The 20,476-nt window shown below is 71.4% G+C and carries 15 protein-coding genes; 11 read left to right on the top strand and 4 right to left on the bottom strand.

Features of this window, described 5'->3' with window-relative positions; translation table 11 throughout:
• Positions 1 to 35 precede the first annotated feature (35 nt).
• The 4 genes from BIU91_RS08395 to BIU91_RS08380 all read right to left on the bottom strand — a co-directional run bounded on the left by BIU91_RS08395 (position 36) and on the right by BIU91_RS08380 (position 3,947).
• Positions 36 to 1,097 carry an NADP-dependent oxidoreductase gene (locus BIU91_RS08395; RefSeq protein ID WP_051596869.1) on the bottom strand — a complete coding sequence of 354 codons (1,062 nt, stop codon included), beginning with the start codon at positions 1,095 to 1,097 and terminating at the stop codon, positions 36 to 38.
• 198 nt (positions 1,098 to 1,295) lie between these two features.
• The gene (locus BIU91_RS08390; protein WP_071405042.1) at positions 1,296 to 2,228 is read right to left on the bottom strand and encodes a metallophosphoesterase; all 933 of its coding nucleotides are present in this window, start codon (positions 2,226 to 2,228) and stop codon (positions 1,296 to 1,298) included.
• Positions 2,229 to 2,253: 25 nt separating this feature from the next.
• Positions 2,254 to 2,595 carry an L-rhamnose mutarotase gene (locus tag BIU91_RS08385; RefSeq protein WP_071405041.1) on the bottom strand — a complete coding sequence of 114 codons (342 nt, stop codon included), beginning with the start codon at positions 2,593 to 2,595 and terminating at the stop codon, positions 2,254 to 2,256.
• On the bottom strand, positions 2,592 to 3,947 hold the full coding sequence (locus BIU91_RS08380; protein WP_084740893.1) for an MFS transporter: 1,356 nt from the start codon (positions 3,945 to 3,947) through the stop codon (positions 2,592 to 2,594). Before BIU91_RS08380 ends, BIU91_RS08385 begins: the two co-directional genes overlap by 4 nt.
• Positions 3,948 to 4,329: 382 nt before the next feature.
• Between BIU91_RS08380 and BIU91_RS08375 the strand changes: the two genes are divergently transcribed.
• The 11 genes from BIU91_RS08375 to BIU91_RS19335 all read left to right on the top strand — a co-directional run bounded on the left by BIU91_RS08375 (position 4,330) and on the right by BIU91_RS19335 (position 20,416).
• Positions 4,330 to 5,340 carry a LacI family DNA-binding transcriptional regulator gene (locus BIU91_RS08375; protein WP_071405040.1) on the top strand — a complete coding sequence of 337 codons (1,011 nt, stop codon included), beginning with the start codon at positions 4,330 to 4,332 and terminating at the stop codon, positions 5,338 to 5,340.
• Between the two features lie 43 nt (positions 5,341 to 5,383).
• The gene (locus BIU91_RS08370; RefSeq protein WP_071405039.1) at positions 5,384 to 6,487 is read left to right on the top strand and encodes a LacI family DNA-binding transcriptional regulator; all 1,104 of its coding nucleotides are present in this window, start codon (positions 5,384 to 5,386) and stop codon (positions 6,485 to 6,487) included.
• Between the two features lie 550 nt (positions 6,488 to 7,037).
• Complete coding sequence (locus BIU91_RS08365; protein WP_071405038.1) at positions 7,038 to 8,357, top strand: ABC transporter substrate-binding protein; 1,320 nt, start codon at positions 7,038 to 7,040, stop codon at positions 8,355 to 8,357.
• Between the two features lie 5 nt (positions 8,358 to 8,362).
• Positions 8,363 to 9,295, top strand: a complete 933-nt coding sequence (locus BIU91_RS08360) for a sugar ABC transporter permease (protein ID WP_253183710.1) — start codon at positions 8,363 to 8,365, stop codon at positions 9,293 to 9,295.
• 101 nt (positions 9,296 to 9,396) lie between these two features.
• Positions 9,397 to 10,203: a carbohydrate ABC transporter permease gene (locus BIU91_RS08355; protein WP_071405118.1), complete on the top strand. Its 807-nt coding sequence runs from the start codon at positions 9,397 to 9,399 to the stop codon at positions 10,201 to 10,203.
• A 119-nt stretch (positions 10,204 to 10,322) separates the two neighbouring features.
• Complete coding sequence (locus BIU91_RS08350) at positions 10,323 to 12,641, top strand: family 78 glycoside hydrolase catalytic domain (protein ID WP_071405037.1); 2,319 nt, start codon at positions 10,323 to 10,325, stop codon at positions 12,639 to 12,641.
• A 416-nt stretch (positions 12,642 to 13,057) separates the two neighbouring features.
• Positions 13,058 to 14,230: an L-rhamnose isomerase gene (gene rhaI, locus BIU91_RS08345; RefSeq protein ID WP_071405036.1), complete on the top strand. Its 1,173-nt coding sequence runs from the start codon at positions 13,058 to 13,060 to the stop codon at positions 14,228 to 14,230.
• Positions 14,231 to 14,270: 40 nt separating this feature from the next.
• Positions 14,271 to 16,319, top strand: coding sequence for a bifunctional rhamnulose-1-phosphate aldolase/short-chain dehydrogenase (locus BIU91_RS08340; RefSeq protein WP_071405035.1), 2,049 nt, complete (start codon positions 14,271 to 14,273; stop codon positions 16,317 to 16,319).
• 45 nt (positions 16,320 to 16,364) lie between these two features.
• Complete coding sequence (locus BIU91_RS08335; RefSeq protein ID WP_071405034.1) at positions 16,365 to 17,852, top strand: rhamnulokinase family protein; 1,488 nt, start codon at positions 16,365 to 16,367, stop codon at positions 17,850 to 17,852.
• Between the two features lie 128 nt (positions 17,853 to 17,980).
• Entirely contained in the window at positions 17,981 to 19,174 is a 1,194-nt protein-coding gene (locus BIU91_RS08330; RefSeq protein ID WP_071405117.1) for an alpha-hydroxy acid oxidase, read from the top strand.
• 291 nt (positions 19,175 to 19,465) lie between these two features.
• Positions 19,466 to 20,416 (top strand): glycoside hydrolase family 16 protein, encoded by a 951-nt coding sequence (locus BIU91_RS19335; RefSeq protein ID WP_071405033.1) that lies wholly within the window; start codon positions 19,466 to 19,468, stop codon positions 20,414 to 20,416.
• The last annotated feature ends 60 nt before the right edge of the window (positions 20,417 to 20,476 follow it).

Genomic DNA, 20,476 nt, shown 5'->3' with positions numbered 1-20,476 from the left:
TCGGGCCCCTGCAACGCTCAGCTCGTTCCGCTCGCTCAGCTCGCGGGCGACGCCGATCCACCGGCCATCGTCTCCGTGTCGGTCCCCCGCGCATCGGCGTACCGGTCGCGCAGGTCACGGGCCTTCTCGGAGCGGTACCAGTCGAGCCGCGCCCCGGTCTCCACCGTCTGCATCCCGATCACGACCTTGCCGCGGGACTTCATCTCGGCCAGGTCCTCGTAGGCCTCGACGATGTACTCGAACGGGTAGAAGCCCGAGATCAGGACCTGCACGCGACGGTCCTGCACGGCCTTCGCCAGCAGGGTGAGCAGTTCGCGGGTCTCCTCGTCCTCGGCGGGTGCGCGGAGGAACCGGACCTCGATGTCCCGGCGCTCCTCGGACGACACGAACCGCTCCTGGCCGACGCCGAGCCGCTCGGCCAGCAGCTCGGCGTTGCTCTCGCCGTGGTTGTCGATGAACGCGGTGATCGGCCGGCCGTCGGCGATGTCGCGGATGCGGTCTTCCTCGCCCTCGCCGTAGGCGACGGGGAGCGTGCCGATCTGTCGCAGGTAGTCGTGGTTGCGGGGGCTGCCGAGGGCGATCACGGTCGCGCCGGCGTCGTGCGCCAGCTGGCACTCGATGTGTCCGACGCCACCGGCTGCGGCCGAGATCACGACGGTGTCCTGCGGTCCGAGCCGGAGCGACCGGACGACCGACACCGCGGTGCAGCCCGCCAGGTACAGGCCGCCGGCGACCTCCCACCCGACGTGCTCCGGCTTCTTGATGACGGCGCCGCGCGGCACCGCGATCCACGTGGCGTGGGCGCCGCCGGTCGGCGCGTGTCCCATCACCTCGTCGCCGATGCGGAGGTCCTTCACGCCGTCGCCCCGCGCGCGCACGATGCCGGCGAAGTCGACGCCCTGGTGTGCGGGGAACTCGAGGTCGACGTGGTCGCGGAGCTTCCCCTCGCGCAGGAACCGCTCGATGTGGTTCAGGCCTGCGGCCACGATCTCGACGACGATCTCGCCCGGTCCGGCCTCGGGCTTCTGCTGGGGGACGAGCTCGACGACGTCGAAGTCGCCGTACCGGTCGTACTGCACTGCACTGCCGACTCGCATGGGTGCTCCTTCGCTCCAGGTGTGCGTCCGTGCTACTCGGTGTTCCCGCACGCAACCCGAAGACGTGGGGTACCGCGGCTGTGGACGTCACCAGACGACGGACTGGAGGCCCGTGGCGGCGCCGCCACGGGCCTCCAGTCCGCCGTCACCCGCGTCCACCGCGCGTGGGGCCCACGCGTGGAGCCGACGCAACCGGGCTCAGTGCTTGCCGGCCGCCGCGATGACGGCGCGGACCGTCTCGGGGTCGAGGCGGAACGCCCGCGGGTCGGCGTCACCCCGTGGCACGCGGACCGGTGTCGACCAGACGGAGCCGTCCGCGGCGACGTCGACGACGAGTGCGCCGCTGTCGACGACGGCCGATTCCTCGTCGTACGGGCCGACGACGTCGGTGTCGTTCGCGACACCGGGGGCGACGAGGACCGGGACGCCTGCGAGTGACCCGGCGAAGTGGTGGTGGTAGTGGCCGGCGAGGACGACCCGCACGTCGGAACCGCGGATGACGTCGGCGAGCGCCTCGGGGTTCTGCAGGCGGAGGGCCTCGTGCAGCTCGGTCGGGGCGGGCAGCGGCGGGTGGTGCAGGACGACGACGGTGCCGTGCGGGGCGTCGTCCGGGCCGCTGTGGGCGTCTTCGGCGAGGGCCGTGCGCAGGTGCTCGAGCGCCGTGTCGCTGAGCTCGCCGTACCCGGCACCCGGGACGCTCGTGTCGACGGTCACGATCCGGCGCCCGGCGACGACCGACTGCCCGGAGACGGGGACCGTCGGCGGCAGGTACTCCAGCGTGTGCAGCAGCGCCGTGCCGCCGTCGCCCAGGACGTGCCCGTTCGCCAGGACCTGCCGGAAGCCCTCGCGCAGGTCGTGGTTGCCGGGGACCGCGACGACGGCCGCACCGTGCCGCTCCGCCCAGCCGCCGACGCGGTCCCGCACGGTCGCGTAGGACTCGGGGCTGCCGTCCTCGGAGACGTCGCCCGAGACCACCACCAGCCCGATGCCGGGCACCTCGTCGACGTGGGCGAGCAGCCGTTCGAGGGCGGCCGTGGTGTCGACCGCGCCCTGGTGCAGGGCTCCGTCGCCGGTCAGGTGGGTGTCGGAGAGGTGGAGGATGCGGAGGGTCCCGGCTGCTGGCGGCTGCATGCGTCCACGGTAGCCACGGCCCCCGTCAGTCCGGTGCTGCCGCGAGCTGGTCCTCCAGGTTGAACACCTCGGGCAGCACCCGCGCCGTCTGGTCGGCGCGCCCGGTGGCGCCGGCGAAGAGGTCCTGCATGTGCGCCTCCCACGCCGCGGCAACCTCGGAGGCCGCGAGCGCGGCGTCCGCATCGGCCACCGAGTCGGTCTCGTAGTACCCGATGAGCAGTCCGTCGTCGTCGAGGAACAGCGAGTAGTTCCGCCGCCCCGCCGCCGCGATCGCCCGGAGCATCGCCGGCCACACGGCGGCGTGCCGCTCGCGGTAGGCGTCGAGCAGCTCGACCTGCACCTGCAGCCGGAAGCAGACGCGGGTCACCGGCCGGCCTGTTCGCGGCGGCGCTGCTCGGCGTCGTGGACGGTGCGCTCGTCGGCGGCGCGGACCGTCCCGGTGACCGTGGTGACGGTCCCGTAGCGCTCGGCCTCGATCGCCTCGAGGGTCTTGCCCTGCGTGCGCGGTGCCCAGATCGTGCCGACCAGGAACGACAGCGCGAGGAGGCCGAGGATCAGGCCGCCGAGGGCCCGCAGCCCGATGTCCGACAGCAGCAGCGGGAACCAGATGCTCAGCAGTCCGACCATGACACGGGCGGCCAGGAACAGCACGCCCTGGGCGCTGGCGCGGTACCGGGTGGCGAAGAGCTCGCTCGTCCACAGGCCGTAGAACGCCTGTGCGCCGATGCCCGACGAGACGCCCCACGCCACGGCGAAGAACAGCAGGGTGCCGAGGTTGGCGGGCGCGTAGATGAGGACGGCCCACGCGATGATCGCCAGCACGGCCCCGGCGGCGTAGAGCGCGCGGCGGCTGACCCGGTCGGCGTACCGCATGAAGCCGAAGTACGTCGCGGCGACGGTGCAGCCCCAGACCAGGATCTGCAGTCCGTACTGCTCGGTGACGCTCGTGACCCCGGTCGCCGCGTACACCCGCGGCTGGAAGATGCCGGCCTGCCCGGCGACGGTGTTCCAGAGCGCGTAGACGCCGAACAGGAACAGCATCGCGGTCAGGTTCTTCCGGCGGCTGAACAGCTGCGTGATCCCGTGGAAGAAGTTCGCCGTGCCGGTGGCCGCGCGCTCGTCCTTCCAGATCGCTGACTCAGGCAGCCCGCGGCGGAGCCACCACACGATCGCGGCGACGACGAACAGGTGGGCGAAGATCAGGCGGCTCCCGAGCAGACCGAGCGGGGCGGCGGCGATCGCCAGGGCGAACCCGACCATCGGTCCGATCGACCACGCGAGCTGTGCCGTGCCGACGTGGGCCGCACGCTTGTCCGCGGGGGCCTGCTCGGCGATGTAGGTCCAGCTCGCCGGCACGCCCGCCCCGACGGCGATGCCGGTCAGGATGAAACCGACCAGGAGCATGCCGTAGCTGCCGGCGAACACCGCGAGCAGGATGCCGAGCATGTAGAGAAGCAGGTCGTACGTGTAGATGAACTTCCGGCCGTACCGGTCGCACAGCGGTCCGCCGACGATCGCGCCGACGGCGGCACCGAAGGCGTTCGCGGACAGGCTCGCGAGCAGGCCGACCTCGAGGTCGCCGATCCGGAACTCTGCCTGCCACAGGCTGAGGCTCGTGGCGATCGCGATGATCGACCCCGACTCGATGTAGTTCGACATGGCCACCGAGACGGTGGCCTTCCAGCCCGTGGTGTTCCGGGCTCCGATGCGGACCGCCATTGGTCCTCCGTTCGCGTGTTCGTCGGTGAATCGTTTCAACGGGACGACGAGGACGATAGCGCTCCGGTACGCGCGCTGGCAAGAGCGGTTTCGTCTGGCTGCGCCTCGCACCGTGCGCGGGCGCTCGCCCCGTGCGAGGTTGCGCACTCGGTGCGAGCCTTTCCACCCCGCACCGAGTGCGGAACCTCGCACCAGCCGCACGGCTCGCACCGGCCGCGCGCCTCGCACCAGCCTCACGCCTCGCACCGTGCGCGGGCAGTCGACGCGACCACCCCACGGACGGGAGGCCCGGCACCGGCCCGCCCCGCGCCTCCCGTCCGCGTTTTCCACAGATCACGGCGCGGGCCGACCGCGCGGACCGCGCCGATGCCAGGATGGCCACATGGCGGTCAGTGTGCGAGAGGTGGCAGCGCTCGCGGGCGTGTCCCTCGGCACGGTGTCGAACGTGCTGAACCGCCCCGACAAGGTCGCTCCCGGCACGGTGGAACGCGTGCAATCGGCGATCGCGACGCTCGGGTTCGTCCGCAACGACTCCGCACGGCAGCTCCGAGCCGGGCGCAGCTCCACCGTCGGCCTCATCGTGCTCGACGGCGGCAACCCGTTCTTCACCGACGTCGCCCGGGGCGCCGAGGACGCCGCGATGGACAACGGCCTCGCGGTCCTGATCGGCAACTCCGACGAGTCGACCGACCGTGAACGCACCTACGTCGACCTGTTCGAGGAACGCCGTGTCGCCGGACTCCTGATCTCCCCCGCCGGCGACGACCTGTCCCGGCTCGCGCGGCTGCGCGACCAGGGCACCGCCGTGGTGCTGGTGGACCGTCGTGCCGACGACGAGCACTTCGCCTCGGTCTCCGTCGACGACGTCGCGGGTGGCCGCATCGCGGTCGAGCACCTCGCGGCGATCGGCCGCACCCACATCGCCTTCGTCGGCGGGCCGTTCGGCATCCGCCAGGTCGCCGACCGGCACGCCGGGGCACTCGCCGCCGCCCAGGCCGCGGGCATCCGGCTCGAAGCCCTGCCGACCACCTCGCTGTCCGTGCTCGAAGGGCGCCGCATCGGCGAAGCGATCCAGGCCCGCCCGGCCGCCGATCGCCCGGACGCCGTCTTCGCCGCCAACGACCTGCTCGCCGTCGGGCTCGAACAGGCCTTCATCATGCGCGGCACCATCGCGGTGCCCGAGCAGATCGCCATCGTCGGGTACGACGACATCGCGTTCGCCGAGTCCGCGGTGGTCCCGCTGACGTCCGTGCGGCAGCCGGCGCAGGACCTCGGTCGCCGCGCGATCGAACTCCTGACGAAGCAGGTCGAGCAGGGGCAGGACATCGACCTCGAGCACGTGGAGTTCACACCGGAGCTCGTGGTGCGGCAGTCCTCCGTCGCCGACGCCTAGGGCCCGGTCCGGACACGGCTCCCCCGCCGCCTACGATCGGAGCATGGTGCATGTCCCCCGGCGCGACGGTCCGCCGAGCGTGCACCACGTCGCAGCCCGGGCCGGGGTCTCGCTCGCGACCGTCTCGAACGTCCTGAACCACCCCGAGCGGGTCGCCGACGCGACCGCCGCACGCGTGCGGGACGCGATCGACGCGCTCGGGTACACGCCGAACCGCAACGCCCGGGCGCTGGTGTCCGGCAGCACGCGCGCGATCGGCCTGGTGGTGATGTCGCTGCGGAACTCCCTGTTCAGCGACATGGTCAACGGCGCACAGCTGGCCGCACGGGAACGCGGCTTCACCCTGCTGATCGCCAGCAGCGAGGACGACCTCCAGGCGCAGGGCGAACACCTCGCCTACCTCGAGAGCGCCCGGGTGTCGGGGATCCTGCTCGCCTCGATGACGGAGTCCCGCGACCAGGTCGAGGTCGCGCGGCGCCACGGCCGACCCGTCGTGTACGTCAACTACGAGCCGACCGAGCCCGACGCGTGTGCGGTGGTCGTGGACAACGAGCAGGCCGGGTTCCTGGCGACCGAGCACCTGATCGACCGCGGCTGCCGACGCATCGGGTTCGTGAGCGCCCGTCCGGACCTGCAGCCCGTCGACCGCCGACGGGCCGGCGTGCTGCGGGCCGTCGCGGCGCACCCGGGGGTCGAGCTCGTCGACGTCGACGCCGGGGACATCGACCCGCCCGGAGGCACCGACGCCGGGCTCCGCATCGCCCGGATGCCCGAGGACGAACGCCCCGACGGGGTGCTGGGTGTGACCGACCTGCTCGCGATGGCGGTCGTCTCCGAGCTCCGAGCCGCCGGGATCCGCGTCCCCGAGGACATCCCCGTGTCCGGCTGCGACCACAACTCCGTGGCGTGGGGTGGTGCGGTGCCGCTGACCTCGGTGACGATGCACGGCTCCGAGATGGGTGCGGCCGCGGTGGAACTGCTGCTCGAGGAGCTCACCGACCCGATGCACGTGCACCGGACCGTCGTGCTCGGCAGCGAGCTGGTGCCGCGCGAGAGCACGCTCGGTCGCGAGGGCGCGGCCGCAGCGGCCGCCGCCGCAGCCGTCGCGGGCACGACACCGAGCGACCCGAGGCGCACCGAGGCCTGACCGGCGGCGGACCAACCCGCGAAAGCGACACATCCGCGGGTCGTCGCCGCGTCCGGTCCGCCAGAGCGACAGATCGGCGCGAACGTTCGGCGGCACACTGTCGCTTTCGCGGGCTGCGGGCAGCGGGCAGCGGGCAGCGGGCAGCGGACTGCGGGCCGCGCCGGCGCGCACGAGGCGACGCGGGCCCGCGGACGCGACCGGGCGCCGGACGGGAGGCGCGGGGCGGGGCCGGCACGGGCCTCCCGGCCGGCGGGCGGCGCGACCACCGCACGGTGCAGCACCGCGCGTCGGCTCGTGCGAGGTTGCGCACTCCGTGCGAGCCCGCGCGCCCGTCACCGAGTGTGGAACCTCGCACCGAACGACGAACGAGCGAGCAAGCGAACGAGCCGCGCGTAACGAAATCGGCACAGCGATTGACACGCTTCAATCCTCGTGGTTCCATCCTGATTGAAACGTTCTAAAACGCAGTAACCGGACCCCGCGACGGCGCGGGATCCGGGTCCGTTTCACCCGGGGTACCCCAGCCCCGGGCCTTACGAGGAGGTAAGGAATGTCAGTTCGTTCCATGACCAAGCGCGCGATCGCCATCGGCGGCGCGACGGTCCTGATCGGCGGGCTCGCAGCGTGCTCGTCCGGCGGCTCCGCCGACGAAGGCGGCGGCAAGGTCGAGATCACCTACCAGGCCGACAACGCCCCGGCCACCGCGGCCACCGCGAAGCCGCTCATCGAGGCCTTCGAGAAGGCCAACCCCGACATCACCGTCAAGTTCGACACCCGACCCCAGGGCACCGACGGCGACAACCTGATCAAGACCCGCCTGTCGACCGGCGAGGCCGCCGACGTCTTCAACTACAACTCCGGCTCGCTCATGCAGGCCCTCAACCCGGACAACACCCTGGTGGACCTGTCCGACGAGAAGTGGGCGAGTGACGTCGACCCGCAGTTCACCAAGGTCGTCAGCACCGACAAGGGCATGTACGGCGCCCCGTTCGGCACGAGCTTCGGCGGCGCGGTGCTCTACAACACGAAGGTCTACGACGACCTCGGCCTCAAGGTCCCGACCACGTGGGACGAGTTCATCAGCAACAGCGAGAAGATCAAGGACGCCGGCGACGTCGCCCCGATCATCCAGACCTACGGCGACACCTGGACCAGCCAGCTCTTCGTCCTCGGCGACTTCGCGAACATCACCGCGCAGGACGACAAGTGGGCGGACGACTACACCGCCAACAAGGAGTCCTACGCCGACGAACCCGCACTCGCCGGGTTCGAGCACCTCGCCGAGGGCAAGGACAAGGACCTCTACAACGAGGACTACGCCTCGGCCACGCAGGCGAACGGCCTGAAGATGCTGGCCGACGGCACCGGCGCGCAGTACCCGATGCTCACGAACGCGATCTCGGCGATCCAGCAGGACTCCCCCGACGCCGTCGACGACATCGGCGCGTTCGCCCTGCCGGCCGAGGACGCCGCGGACACGAACCTGACGATCTGGGAGCCGAACGGCCTGTACATCCCGAAGACGACCACGGGCGACAAGCTGGCCGCGGCGAAGAAGTTCGTCGCCTTCGCGAACTCCACCGAGGGCTGCCAGGTGCAGAACGACACCGGCACCCCCGCCGGCCCGTACGTCATCTCGACCTGCTCGCTGCCGGACGACGTGCCCCCGATGATCGACGACCTGCAGCAGTACCTGGACGACGGCAAGGCGAGCCCCGCGCTCGAGTTCCTGTCCCCGATCAAGGGCCCGAACCTCGAGAAGATCTGCGTGCAGGTCGGCTCGGGCATCACCACCGCGAGCAAGGGTGCCGACCAGTACGACGACGACGTCGTCCAGCAGGCACAGCAGCTCGGCATCAAGGGCTGGTGATCGGCGTGACCGCGACCCTCACGACGGCGGTGGCCCCGCCGCAGACACGCAAGGCCGGCCGCCCCGGACCAGCGCGCAAGCGGATGCGCTCGTTCTACCCCGCGTGGTTCTTCATCCCCGCGATCGCGCTGTACGTCGTGTTCTTCGCGGTCCCGACCTTCGCCGGGTTCTACTTCTCGCTCACCCGCTGGACGCTGTTCGACCAGACCTTCATCGGCTTCGACAACTTCGTCCGGTTCTTCCAGGACCCGCAGCTCGTCTCCGGGTTCGTGCACACCTTCCAGTACGGCTTCGTGACGAGCGCGGCAAAGGTGGTCCTCGGACTCGCCCTCGCCCTGCTCCTCACGTCGCCCGTGCTGGGGCGCGGCTACCTGCGGGCGGTCGTGTTCTTCCCGGTGCTCGTGTCGACCATCGGCATCGGCATCACGTTCAAGGCGCTGATGGACCCCTTCCACGGGATCATCAACGGCGTGCTGGGTTCGGTCGGCCTGCCCACCCCCGGGTGGCTGACCGACCCGGCGCTCGCCCTGTGGAGCGTCGCCGCGGTGGACGTCTGGAAGGGCGTCGGCATCGCGACGCTCATCTTCATCGCCGGCATCGTGGCGATCCCGCAGGAGTACTTCGAGGCGGCACGGGTCGACGGCGCGAGCGCGTGGTCGATCTTCCGGAACATCACGTTGCCGCTGTCCCGCCCCGCGATGGGCACGGTCATCATCCTGTCGCTCATCGGCGGCCTGCGGTCGTTCGACCTGATCTGGGCGATGACCGGCGGCGGGCCGGGGTTCACGAGCGACGTGATCGCGAGCGTGATCTACAAGCAGTACCAGGCCGGGTTCTACGGCCTGTCCACCGCCGGCAACGTGGTCCTGTTCGTCGTCGTCACGGCGATCATGGTGCCGATCTCGTGGCTCCTCAACCGCAAGGAGGCGGACCTGTGACCGCCGCCACCACCCCCGGGACCGGTCACGCGCCGACGTCCGGCAGCCGCCGCCCGACACCGGCGAGCCGGAACCGCCACCCCGGGCGTGCCCGCCGGTGGATCATCGGCTCGATCGCCATCGTCGTCAGCTTCGTCGTCTTCCTGGTGCCGTTCGTCTTCGTCCTGCTCCAGGCGGCGAAGAACCCGGCCGAGGCGAACCAGCTCGGCTTCAGCCTGCCGACCGACTGGCAGCTGTGGCAGAACCTGCAGGCGGTGTTCCAGAGCGGCGACGGTGGGATCCTCCGCGCGTTCTGGAACAGCGCCCTGCTCACCGTCGGCAGCGTCACCGTCATGGTCGTGTTCTCGGCGATGGTCGGGTACGTCCTGCAGCGGCGGCCGAGCCGGTGGAACGCCCTGATCAACTTCTTCGTGCTGGCGGGGCTCATCGTGCCGCCGGCGATCGTGCCGACCATCTGGGTGCTGCAGGGGCTCAACCTGTTCAAGACCATGGGCGGGATGATCCTCATCGAGGCGACCTTCGGCCTGTCGTTCTGCATCCTGCTGTTCCGGGCGTTCGTCGCGACGATCCCGAAGGAACTCGACGAGGCCGCCGTGCTCGACGGTGCCGGCCCGATCCGCCTGTTCTTCGGGGTGGTGCTGCCGCTGCTCAAGCCGGTGATCATCACGGTCGTGCTCGTGCAGTCGGTGACGGTGTTCAACGACTTCACCAACCCGCTGTACTTCCTGCCGGGGTCCGAGAACGCGACGGTGCAGCAGACGCTCTACGCGTTCCAGAGTCAGTCGGTCAGCCAGCTGAACCTGCTGTTCACCGACGTGCTGCTCATCACGATCCCGCCGCTGATCCTCTACGTCTTCTTCAACCGTCAGATCGTCGCCGGCATGACCAGCGGCGCCGTCAAGGGCTGACCGCCCACCCCGGCCTGGAGGCGCGACCCGCCTCCGCCACACCGCCCACCCGGGCGGACGGCCGGGCCCACGACCCCCGCACCGGTCGACGACGACCGGTCGCGTGAAAGGACCACCACATGACCACCTGGACCGCACCGTTCATCGCGGCCGACACCGACCTCGGCAGCGCCCCGATCCTGCGTCGGAAGTTCACCCTCGACGACGGCCACGGCGCCGCCACCGCCGCCACCCTCGACGTCAGCGCCCTCGGCGTCGTCGAGGCCTGGCTCGGCGGGCAGCGCGTCTCCGACCACCTGCTCGAACCGGGGTGGACGAGCTACGAGTGGCGCATCCGCGTCGTCTCGCACGACGTCACCGAGCACCTGACCGACACGATCCCCGGGCAGCCGGCCGTGCTCGCGCTCGTCGTCGGCAACGGCTGGGCAGCCGGACGCCTGGCCTGGGGCGGCGGCGGTGGCTGGTACACCGACGAGCGCGCCGGGTTCGCCGAACTCCGGATCACCTTCGACGACGGGCACGAGCAGCACGTCACGACCGACACCGACTGGCAGGCCCTGTCGAGCGCGATCACCGCGGACCAGCTCTACGACGGGCAGGACATCGACGCCCGACTCCGCGACGGGTCGTTCCTGACGCCCGGCGAGGTCACCGTGCCCAGCGTCGACGGCCACCAGGGACGGACGAGCACGGTGCACACGGTCGACATCGGCGAGCGCGAACTCGTCGCCGACACGGTGCCGCCGGTGCGCCCGCTGGCCGAGATCGCCCCGGTGGCGATCTGGACGAGCCCGTCGGGAGCGACCCTGCTCGACTTCGGCGTGAACCTGGTCGGGTGGCTCCGCGTCACCGCGACCGGCCCGGCCGGCACCGTGCTGACCCTGCAGCACGCCGAGGTGCTCGAGCACGACGAGCTCGGCACCCGCCCACTGCGCACCGCGAAGGCGACGGACCACTTCACCCTGCGCGGTGACGACGAGCCCGAGACGTTCGAGCCCCGGTTCACGTTCCACGGGTTCCGGTACGCGCAGGTCGACGGCTGGCCGGGTACGCACGACGAACTCCGCGCCGCGGTCACCGCCGTGCAGGTCGGGTCGGACCTCACCCGCACCGGCACGTTCGCGTCGAGCCACGAGCTGCTGAACACCTTCCACGACAACGTCGTCCGGGGCATGCAGGGCAACTTCCTGAGCGTGCCGACGGACTGCCCGCAGCGCGACGAGCGACTCGGCTGGACGGGCGACATCGCCGCGTTCGCCCCGACGGCCTCGTACCTGTTCGACACCCGGACGTTCCTGGCCGACTGGCTGCGCGACGTCTGGCTCGAGCAGCAGCACGCCGACGGGGTCATCCCGTTCGTGGTGCCGGACGTGCTGAAGTACTCCCCCGCCGAGGACTTCGGTACGCCCGACGCGACCGCCGTCTGGTCGGACGCCGGCGTCTGGGTGCCGTGGACGCTGTACCAGGCGTACGGCGACACCGCGGTGCTCGAGGAGCAGTTCGACTCGATGGCCGCACACCTGCGCCGGGTCCGTGACCACCTGTCCCCGGAGGACCTGTGGGACACCGTGTTCCAGTTCGGCGACTGGCTCGACCCGGACGCCCCGCCCGAGGCCCCGGCCGACGCGAAGGCCGACAAGGGCGTCGTCGCGACGATCTGCGCCTACCGGTCCGCGACGATCGTGGCGGACGCGGCGGAGTTGTTGGGCGGTCACGAGGCGGAAGCAGCGGAGTTCCGGGAACTCGCCACGCGCCTCCAGGCCGGGTTCCGCACCCACTACCTGCAGGACGACGGGCGGATCCTGTCGGACGCGACCACGGTGTACACGCTGGCGATCGTGTTCGGGATCCTGTCCGAGCAGGAGCAGGCCGTGGCCGGCGACCGTCTCGCCGAGCTGGTCGAGGCGTCCGGGTACCGGATCTCGACGGGCTTCGCGGGAACGCCCTTCATCACCGACGCGCTGACGCAGACCGGCCACCTGGAGGACGCCTACCGGCTGCTGCTGCAGACGGAGTGCCCGTCGTGGCTGTACCCGGTGACGATGGGCGCGACGACGGTGTGGGAGCGGTGGGACTCGATGCTGCCGGACGGCACGATCAACCCGGGTGAGATGACCTCGTTCAACCACTACGCACTCGGTGCCGTGGCGGACTGGATGCACCGGGTGGTGGGTGGCCTGTCGCCGCTGTCGCCGGGGTACGAGACCGTGCTCATCGCCCCGCAGCCGGGCGGTGGGCTGACGTGGGCGGAGACCTCGCTCGACACCGTGCACGGGCACGTCGCGGTGCGGTGGGAGCTCGTCGACGGGGAGTTGCGCGTCCGGGCGACCGTGCCCGAGGGCGTCTCGGCCGTGGTGCGCCTGCCGGGTGCTGCGGAGCAGTGGCTCGGCGGCGGAACGCACGACCTGCGCGCACCCGCCGCGGTCCCCGCCGCGTAGGGGTCTGGCGGGCGGAAGGTGGGCCGGTCACGATGGGTGCGCAGGACGCCTGGCGGCGTTCGCCCGGCGGCGCGCCCCCGGGCGGGCTTCGCGCCCCGATTCTTCGGGGCGCGAAGACCGCAACGGGGCGCGCCGCCCGCCAGCGCAGCCCGCCCCCTCGCTCCGCGAGCAATCCGCTCGTCCCGCGCCCGTCCCGCGCTCGTCCCGCGCCCGTCCCGCGCTCGTCCTGCGCCCGCCCCCTCGCTCCGCGAGCAATCCGCTCGTATCGCGCCCCCGTGCGCGCATCGCGCCCCGACTCTCCAGGGCGCGATGCCCGCAACGGGGTGCGCGACGCAGCACCACCCACCACGGTTGCGCGAAGCCCGCGCAAGCCGTACCGTATGAAACGATTCAATCGCACACGAGGAAGTGACACGATGACATCGACCCCGAGTTTCGCCGGCATCGCCGACCAGCTGGCACGACAGCAGATCGAGCTGCCCAGCTGGGCCTTCGGCAACTCCGGCACCCGCTTCAAGGTGTTCAGCACGCCGGGCACCCCGCGCGACCCCTACGAGAAGATCGCCGACGCCGCCCAGGTGCAGAAGCACACCGGCCTGGCGCCCACCGTCGCACTGCACATCCCGTGGGACCTGGTGGACGACTTCGCCGACCTCAAGCGCCACGCCGAGGAGCACGGGGTCTCGCTCGGCACCGTCAACTCGAACACGTTCCAGGACGACGACTACAAGTTCGGCGCCCTGACCCACGTCGACGAGACGATCCGGCAGAAGGCAATCGACCACCACCTGCGCTGCATCGACGTGATGGACGCCACCGGCAGCCGCGACCTGAAGATCTGGCTCGCCGAGGGCTCGAACTACCCGGGGCAGGAGGACATGCGCTCCCGCCAGGACCGCCTGCACGAGTCGCTCAGCACGATCTACGACCGCCTCGGTGCCGACCAGCGGCTCGTGCTCGAGTACAAGTTCTTCGAGCCGTCGTTCTACCACACGGACGTTCCCGACTGGGGCACCAGCTACGTGCAGACGGCGGCGCTCGGGCCGAAGGCGATGGTCTGCCTCGACACCGGGCACCACGCCCCCGGCACGAACATCGAGTTCATCGTGATGCAGCTCCTGCGCCTCGGCAAGCTCGGTTCCTTCGACTTCAACTCGCGCTTCTACGCCGACGACGACCTGATCGTGGGCGCCGCGGACCCGTTCCAGCTGTTCCGGATCCTGGTCGAGGTCATCCGCGGCGGCGGGTACGACAACCCCGACGTCGCGTTCATGCTCGACCAGTGCCACAACATCGAGGACAAGATCCCCGGCCAGATCCGCTCGGTGCTCAACGTGCAGGAGATGACGGCCCGCGCACTGCTCCTCGACCGCGTCGCACTGACCGCCGCGCAGGAGGCCCACGACGTCCTCGGCGCGAACGAGGTCTTCATGGACGCGTACCAGACCGACGTCCGGAAGGACCTGGCCGAGTGGCGCGAATCCCGCGGGCTGCCGGCGAACCCGATGCGCGCGTACCTGGATTCGGGCTACCAGCAGTCCATCGCCGAGGCCCGCGTCGGCGGCGTCCAGGCCGGCTGGGGCGCGTAGGAACATGACGAACACAGTGGAGGCACGGGTGGACCCCGCAATGCACGGCACCGACGCAGACACCACGATCCGGGCGCTGGTCGCGCGCTCGAACGCGCTCGGCTCGGATCCGCGGATCACGAACTACGCGGGCGGGAACACCTCCGCCAAGGGCACCGACACCGACCCCGTCACGGGCGAACCGGTCGAGCTGCTCTGGGTGAAGGGCTCCGGGGGCGACCTCGGCACCCTCACCCCGGCGGGCCTCGCGGTCCTGCGCGTCGACCGCGTCCGTGCCCTCCAGGACGTCTACCCCGGGGTGGAGCGCGAGGACGAGATGGTCGCCGCCTTCGACTACACGCTGCACGGCAAGGGCGGTGCTGCGCCGTCGATCGACACCGCGATGCACGCCCTCGTCGACGCCGCCCACGTCGACCACCTGCACCCCGACGCCGGCATCGCGATCGCCACCGCGGCGGACGGTCCGGCCCTGACCGAGCGGATCTTCGGCGACCGGGTCGTCTGGGTGCCCTGGCGCCGGCCCGGGTTCCAGCTCGGGCTCGACATCGCAGGCGTCAAGCGTGACCACCCGCAGGCGATCGGCACGATCCTGGGCGGCCACGGCATCACGGCCTGGGGTGCCACGAGCGACGAGGCCGAAGCGAACTCCCGCTGGATCATCGACACCGCCGAGCGGTACCTCGCGGAGCACGGCAAGGCCGAACCGTTCGGCGGCCTCCGAGCGGGGTTCGAAGCACTGCCGACCGTCGAACGTCGCGCGCGCGCCGCAGCCCTCGCCCCGACGATCCGCGGCATCGCCGGGCACGACAAGCCGGTCGTCGGGCACGTCACCGACAGCGACGTCGTGCTCGAGTTCCTGGCGAGCGAGCGCGCCGAAGCACTCGCGGCCCTCGGCACGAGCTGCCCGGACCACTTCCTGCGCACCAAGGTCAAGCCGCTCATCCTCGACCTGCCCGCAACGGCCTCCGTCGAGGAGCAGACCGCCCGCCTGCAGGAACTGCACGAGCAGTACCGCGCGGACTACCAGGCCTACTACGACCGGCACGCGACGCCGGACTCCCCCGCGATCCGCGGCGCCGACCCGCTCATCGTGCTGGTGCCCGGTGTCGGGATGTTCTCGTACGGCAAGGACGCCCAGACCGCCCGCGTCGCCGGCGAGTTCTACGTCAACGCCATCAACGTGATGCGCGGTGCCGAGTCGGTCAGCACGTACGCCCCCATCGACGAGGCCGAGAAGTTCCGGATCGAGTACTGGGCCCTCGAAGAGGCGAAGCTGCAGCGGATGCCCGCACCCAAGAAGCTCGCGACGCGCATCGCCCTGGTCACCGGAGCCGCATCGGGCATCGGCAAGGCGATCGCGAAGCGCCTGGCGGCCGAGGGCGCCGCGGTCGTCATCGCCGACCTCGACCTGGCGAAGGCGCAGGAAGCGGCAGCCGAGATCGGTGGCCCGGACCAGGCGATCGGCGTCGCGGCGAACGTCACCGACGCCGGCGCGATCGACCAGGCGATCCAGCAGGCCCTGCTGCACTTCGGCGGCCTCGACCTCGTCGTGAACAACGCGGGGCTGTCGCTGTCCAAGAGCCTGCTCGAGACAACCGAGCAGGACTGGGACCTGCAGCACGACGTGATGGCGAAGGGCTCGTTCCTGGTGTCGAAGGCCGCGGCGAAGGTGCTCATCGAGCAGGGCCTGGGCGGCGACATCGTCTACATCTCGTCGAAGAACTCGGTGTTCGCCGGGCCGAACAACATCGCGTACTCCGCCACGAAGGCCGACCAGGCCCACCAGGTGCGGCTGCTCGCGGCCGAGCTCGGGGAGCACGGCGTCCGCGTGAACGGCATCAACCCCGACGGCGTCGTGCGCGGCTCCGGCATCTTCGCGAGCGGCTGGGGCGCCAACCGCGCCAAGACGTACGGCATCGAGGAGCAGGACCTCGGCAAGTTCTACGCGCAGCGCACGATCCTGAAGCGCGAGGTCGTGCCCGAGAACGTCGCGAACGCCGTCTACGCCATCTGCACCGACGACTTCTCACACACCACCGGCCTGCACGTGCCCGTCGACGCCGGCGTCGCCGCCGCGTTCCTGCGGTAGCGACGACCAACGAGCGACGACCAACGAACCGAGCAGGAGCAGAGCATGCACACCAGCGGCAGCGTCGCCGCGGTCGACCTCGGGGCGAGCAGCGGCCGGGTGATCGTCGGCCACGTCGACCCCGACGGGGTCCGGATGGACCACGTCGCCCGGTTCCCGAACGGCCCCGTCACCCTGCACGAGGGCGACGCCGACACCGGCCGCGACGCCCTGCACTGGGACGTCGTCGAGCTGTACCGACAGGTGACCGAGGGGCTCCGGCGCGCGTTCGCCGAGCACCCCGCGATCTCCAGCATCGGGATCGACTCGTGGGCGGTCGACTACGGCCTGCTCCGCGACGGCCGACTGCTCGGGCTGCCGTCGCACTACCGCGACGACCGGCACCAGGGCGGTGTCCTCCCCGTGCACGACCGGATGGACGCCACCGAGCTGTACGCGCGGAACGGCCTGCAGCACCTGCCGTTCAACACCGTGTTCCAGTGGGCTGCCGACCCGTCGCTGCAGCTCGCGCAGCGTGCGCTGCTCGTGCCCGACCTGCTCGGGTACTGGCTGACGGGGGTCGAGGCGGCCGAGCGCACGAACGCCTCGACGACCGGCGCACTGAACGCGACCACCCGTGGGTGGGACCCGGCGGTGCGGGCTGCTGCGGGCCTCCCGGCCGGGCTGCTGCCCACGCTGCGCGACCCAGGCGACCGCCTCGGCCCTCTGTTGCCGTCCGTCGCCGAGCTCGTCGGCGGCCAGGCCGACGTGACGCTGGTCGGTTCGCACGACACGGCGAGCGCCGTCGTCGCGGTGCCCGCGACGGAACCGGACTTCGCCTACATCTCGTCGGGCACGTGGTCGCTCGTCGGCGTCGAGCTCGACGCGCCCGTCCTGTCGGACGCGGCACGACGCGCGAACTGCACGAACGAGGGCGGTGTCGACGGCCGCGTCCGGTTCCTGAAGAACGTGTCCGGACTGTGGCTGCTGTCGGAGAGCGTCCGCACCTGGGAGCGTGGTGGCGACCACGTCGACCTGGAGGCCCTGCTCGCCTCCGCCGCGGCCGTCACCGCCCCGGTCCCCGTCTTCGACCCCGCGGACGAGTCGTTCACGGCGCCCGGCGACATGCCGGCGCGGATCGCCGCGTGGTGCGCGGCGCACGGGCTGAGCGCCCCCGCCTCGCGGGCGGAGTTCGTCCGGAGCATCCTCGAGTCCCTCGCGACGGCGTACGCCGAGACCCTGCGCACCATCGCCGACGTGACCGGCAAGACCATCCGGGTCGTGCACGTCGTGGGCGGCGGCTCGCAGAACCGGCTGCTCTGCCAGCTGACCGCGGACCGGACCGGCCTGCCGGTCGTGGCCGGCCCGGTCGAGGCCACCGCACTCGGCAACGTGCTGGTGCAGGCGCGCGCCGCTGGACTCGCGGGCCTCGGAGGGGCTTCACTGGAGGCACTCCGCAGCATCGTCGCACGGAGCGTCGAGCCCGTGCGGTACACCCCGTCGGCGTCGTCGCGCGCCGATCCCGATCGATCCCCCGTCAGGAGCCACGCATGACCACGACCGACGACCAGCACCGGATCGACCCCGCAACCGGGGCACCGGCGCCCGCGACCGGGTCCGCGTCCGCAGCTCGCACGCGGGTCAAGCGACAGCTGCCGACGGTGCGGGACCTCGCACCGCTCATGCAGTTCAAGAAGCCCTCACTGCCGGGTCGGCGTCAGCGCCTCGAACAGGCCCTGACCATCTGGGACCTGCGGGACATCGCCGCCCGCCGCACCCCGAAGGCCGCGTTCGACTACACCGAGGGTGCGGCCGAGGCGGAGATCTCCCTCGCCCGTGCGCGGCAGGCGTTCGAGGACATCGAGTTCACCCCGGCGATCCTGCGGGACGTGTCGCGGGTGGACACCTCGCGTCAGGTGCTCGGGGCGCCGGTGTCGTACCCGTTCGGCATCGCGCCGACGGGCTTCACGCGGATGATGCAGACCGAGGGCGAGCGGGCCGGTGCCCGGGCCGCCGGACGTGCCGGCATCCCGTTCTCGCTCTCCACGATGGGCACCACCGCGATCGAGGACGTCCGCGACGCCAACCCGCACGGGCGCAACTGGTTCCAGCTGTACATGTGGAAGGACCGCGAGAAGTCGATGGCGCTGGTCTCCCGCGCCCAGCAGGCCGGGTTCGACACCCTGCTCGTCACCGTGGACGTGCCCGTCGCGGGTGCGCGGCTGCGGGACAAGCGGAACGGGTTCTCGATCCCGCCGCAGCTGAGTGCCCGGACCGTGGTGAACGCGATCCCGCGGCCGTGGTGGTGGTTCGACTTCCTGACCACCGAACCGCTGGCGTTCGCGTCGCTCGACCGCTGGTCCGGCACCGTCGGCGAGCTGCTCGACCACATGTTCGACCCGACCGTCACCTACGAGGACCTCGCCTGGATCCGTGACCAGTGGCAGGGCAAGATCGTCGTGAAGGGCGTGCAGTCCCTGGCGGACGCCAAGCGCCTGGCCGACCTGGGCGTCGACGGCATCACGCTGTCGAACCACGGTGGCCGGCAGCTGGACCGCGCCCCGGTTCCCTTCCACCTGCTGCCCTCCGTGGTCAAGGAGGTCGGGAAGGACACCGAGGTGCACCTCGACACGGGCATCATGTCCGGCGCCGACATCGTCGCCGCGGTGGCCCTCGGCGCGAGATTCACGATGGTCGGCCGTGCCTACCTGTACGGGCTGATGGCCGGCGGCGAGGCCGGGGTGGACCGGATGATCCAGATCCTGTCCGAGCAGATCGAGCGGACCATGCGGCTGCTCGGGGTGGCCTCGCTCGACGAGCTCGAGCCGGGGCACGTGACGCAGCTGCAGCGGTTGCAGCCGATCCCCCGGGCCTGAGCGGTCGGCTCGCCGCGCGTTGCATCGTGCACGTTCGGGCGGCGGACACCGGGCGTTCGTCGGTCGATTTCCGTGACGCCCCCCGAACGGGTCACAAATGATGCAAGATGTCCGTGGACGTGTCAACGAAACCCTCGGCATCCGGCCGGCTGGTGCGTCCGTCCCTCCCCGCATCCTGCGCCCGAGCATCCACGAGGAGCCCGACATCTCGACCCGAAGCACGTGCACGCCCTCGCGCGGCACGACCCCACGCACCACGCCCACGCCCCTGACCACCCGAGGGGGCACCCGATGATCCGCCACCGCGCGATCCTGGCGGTCGCGACCGCCGGCGCCCTGGTCCTCGGTGTCCCCACCGCCGCCTCCGCCCGCACCTGGTGGGGCTGGGACGGCGAACGCCGCTGGCACAACGCCCCGGTGAACCCCACCCCGACGCCGGCCCCGGACGAGACGGAGGCCCCGGCCCCCACCGACGAGTGGACCCCGGATGCGGTGCCCGAGCAGGACTCCGCGCCGATCGAGGACTCGGCCCCCGTGGCCGAGCCCGCGCCCGACGCAGAGGCCGAGCCCGAGTCCGAGGCCGCGCCCGAGGCGGAGGCCTCCCCCGCAGACCTGTCCGCGATCGCACCGGACGCCTCGTTCGTCGAGGACTTCACCACGAACGCCGTCACCGGCCTCGTCCAGTCGCTGTACCCGCAGTCGTGGCAGCCCTACCCCGACGGCACCTCGGGCATCTACGCGCCGAGCAAGACCGTGTCGGTGCACGACGGCGTGATGGACGTCGCCCTCGGCACCGGCGCCGGAGCGGCCGGCACCTTCGGCTCCTCCGACGGCGCCTGGGACCACGTCGGTGGCTCCTTCTCGGTCCGCGCGAAGGCGACCGGCGGCGACGGCAACGGCGCGGCCTTCATGCTGTGGCCGACGTCGAACGTGTGGGCGGACGGCGAGATCGACTTCCCCGAGGGCAACTTCGAGGACAGCCCCTCGGTGTTCCACCACTCGATGACCCCGGGCAAGGAAGCCGAGCGCGTTCAGCTCGGCACCGGCGTCTCGTGGCGCGACTGGCACACCTACAAGGTCGACTGGGTCCCCGGTGAGTCCGTGACCTACAGCGTCGACGGCAAGGTCCTCGGCACCATCACGCACGACGTGCCGACGACCCCGCACCGCTTCATGTTCCAGGTGGGCAACTGGGGCGAGAAGGGCAACCTGCTCATCGACTGGGTCTCGACGACCGAGTAGCGTCCGCAGGTCCGCACCACGGACGGACGGGAGGCCCGGTGCCAGCTGGCACCGGGCCTC

The organism is Curtobacterium sp. MMLR14_002, assembly GCF_001864975.1.
Classification (GTDB): domain Bacteria; phylum Actinomycetota; class Actinomycetes; order Actinomycetales; family Microbacteriaceae; genus Curtobacterium; species Curtobacterium flaccumfaciens.
Note: the sequence above shows the minus strand (reverse complement) of the source record. Positions and strands in the feature narration are given on the sequence as shown.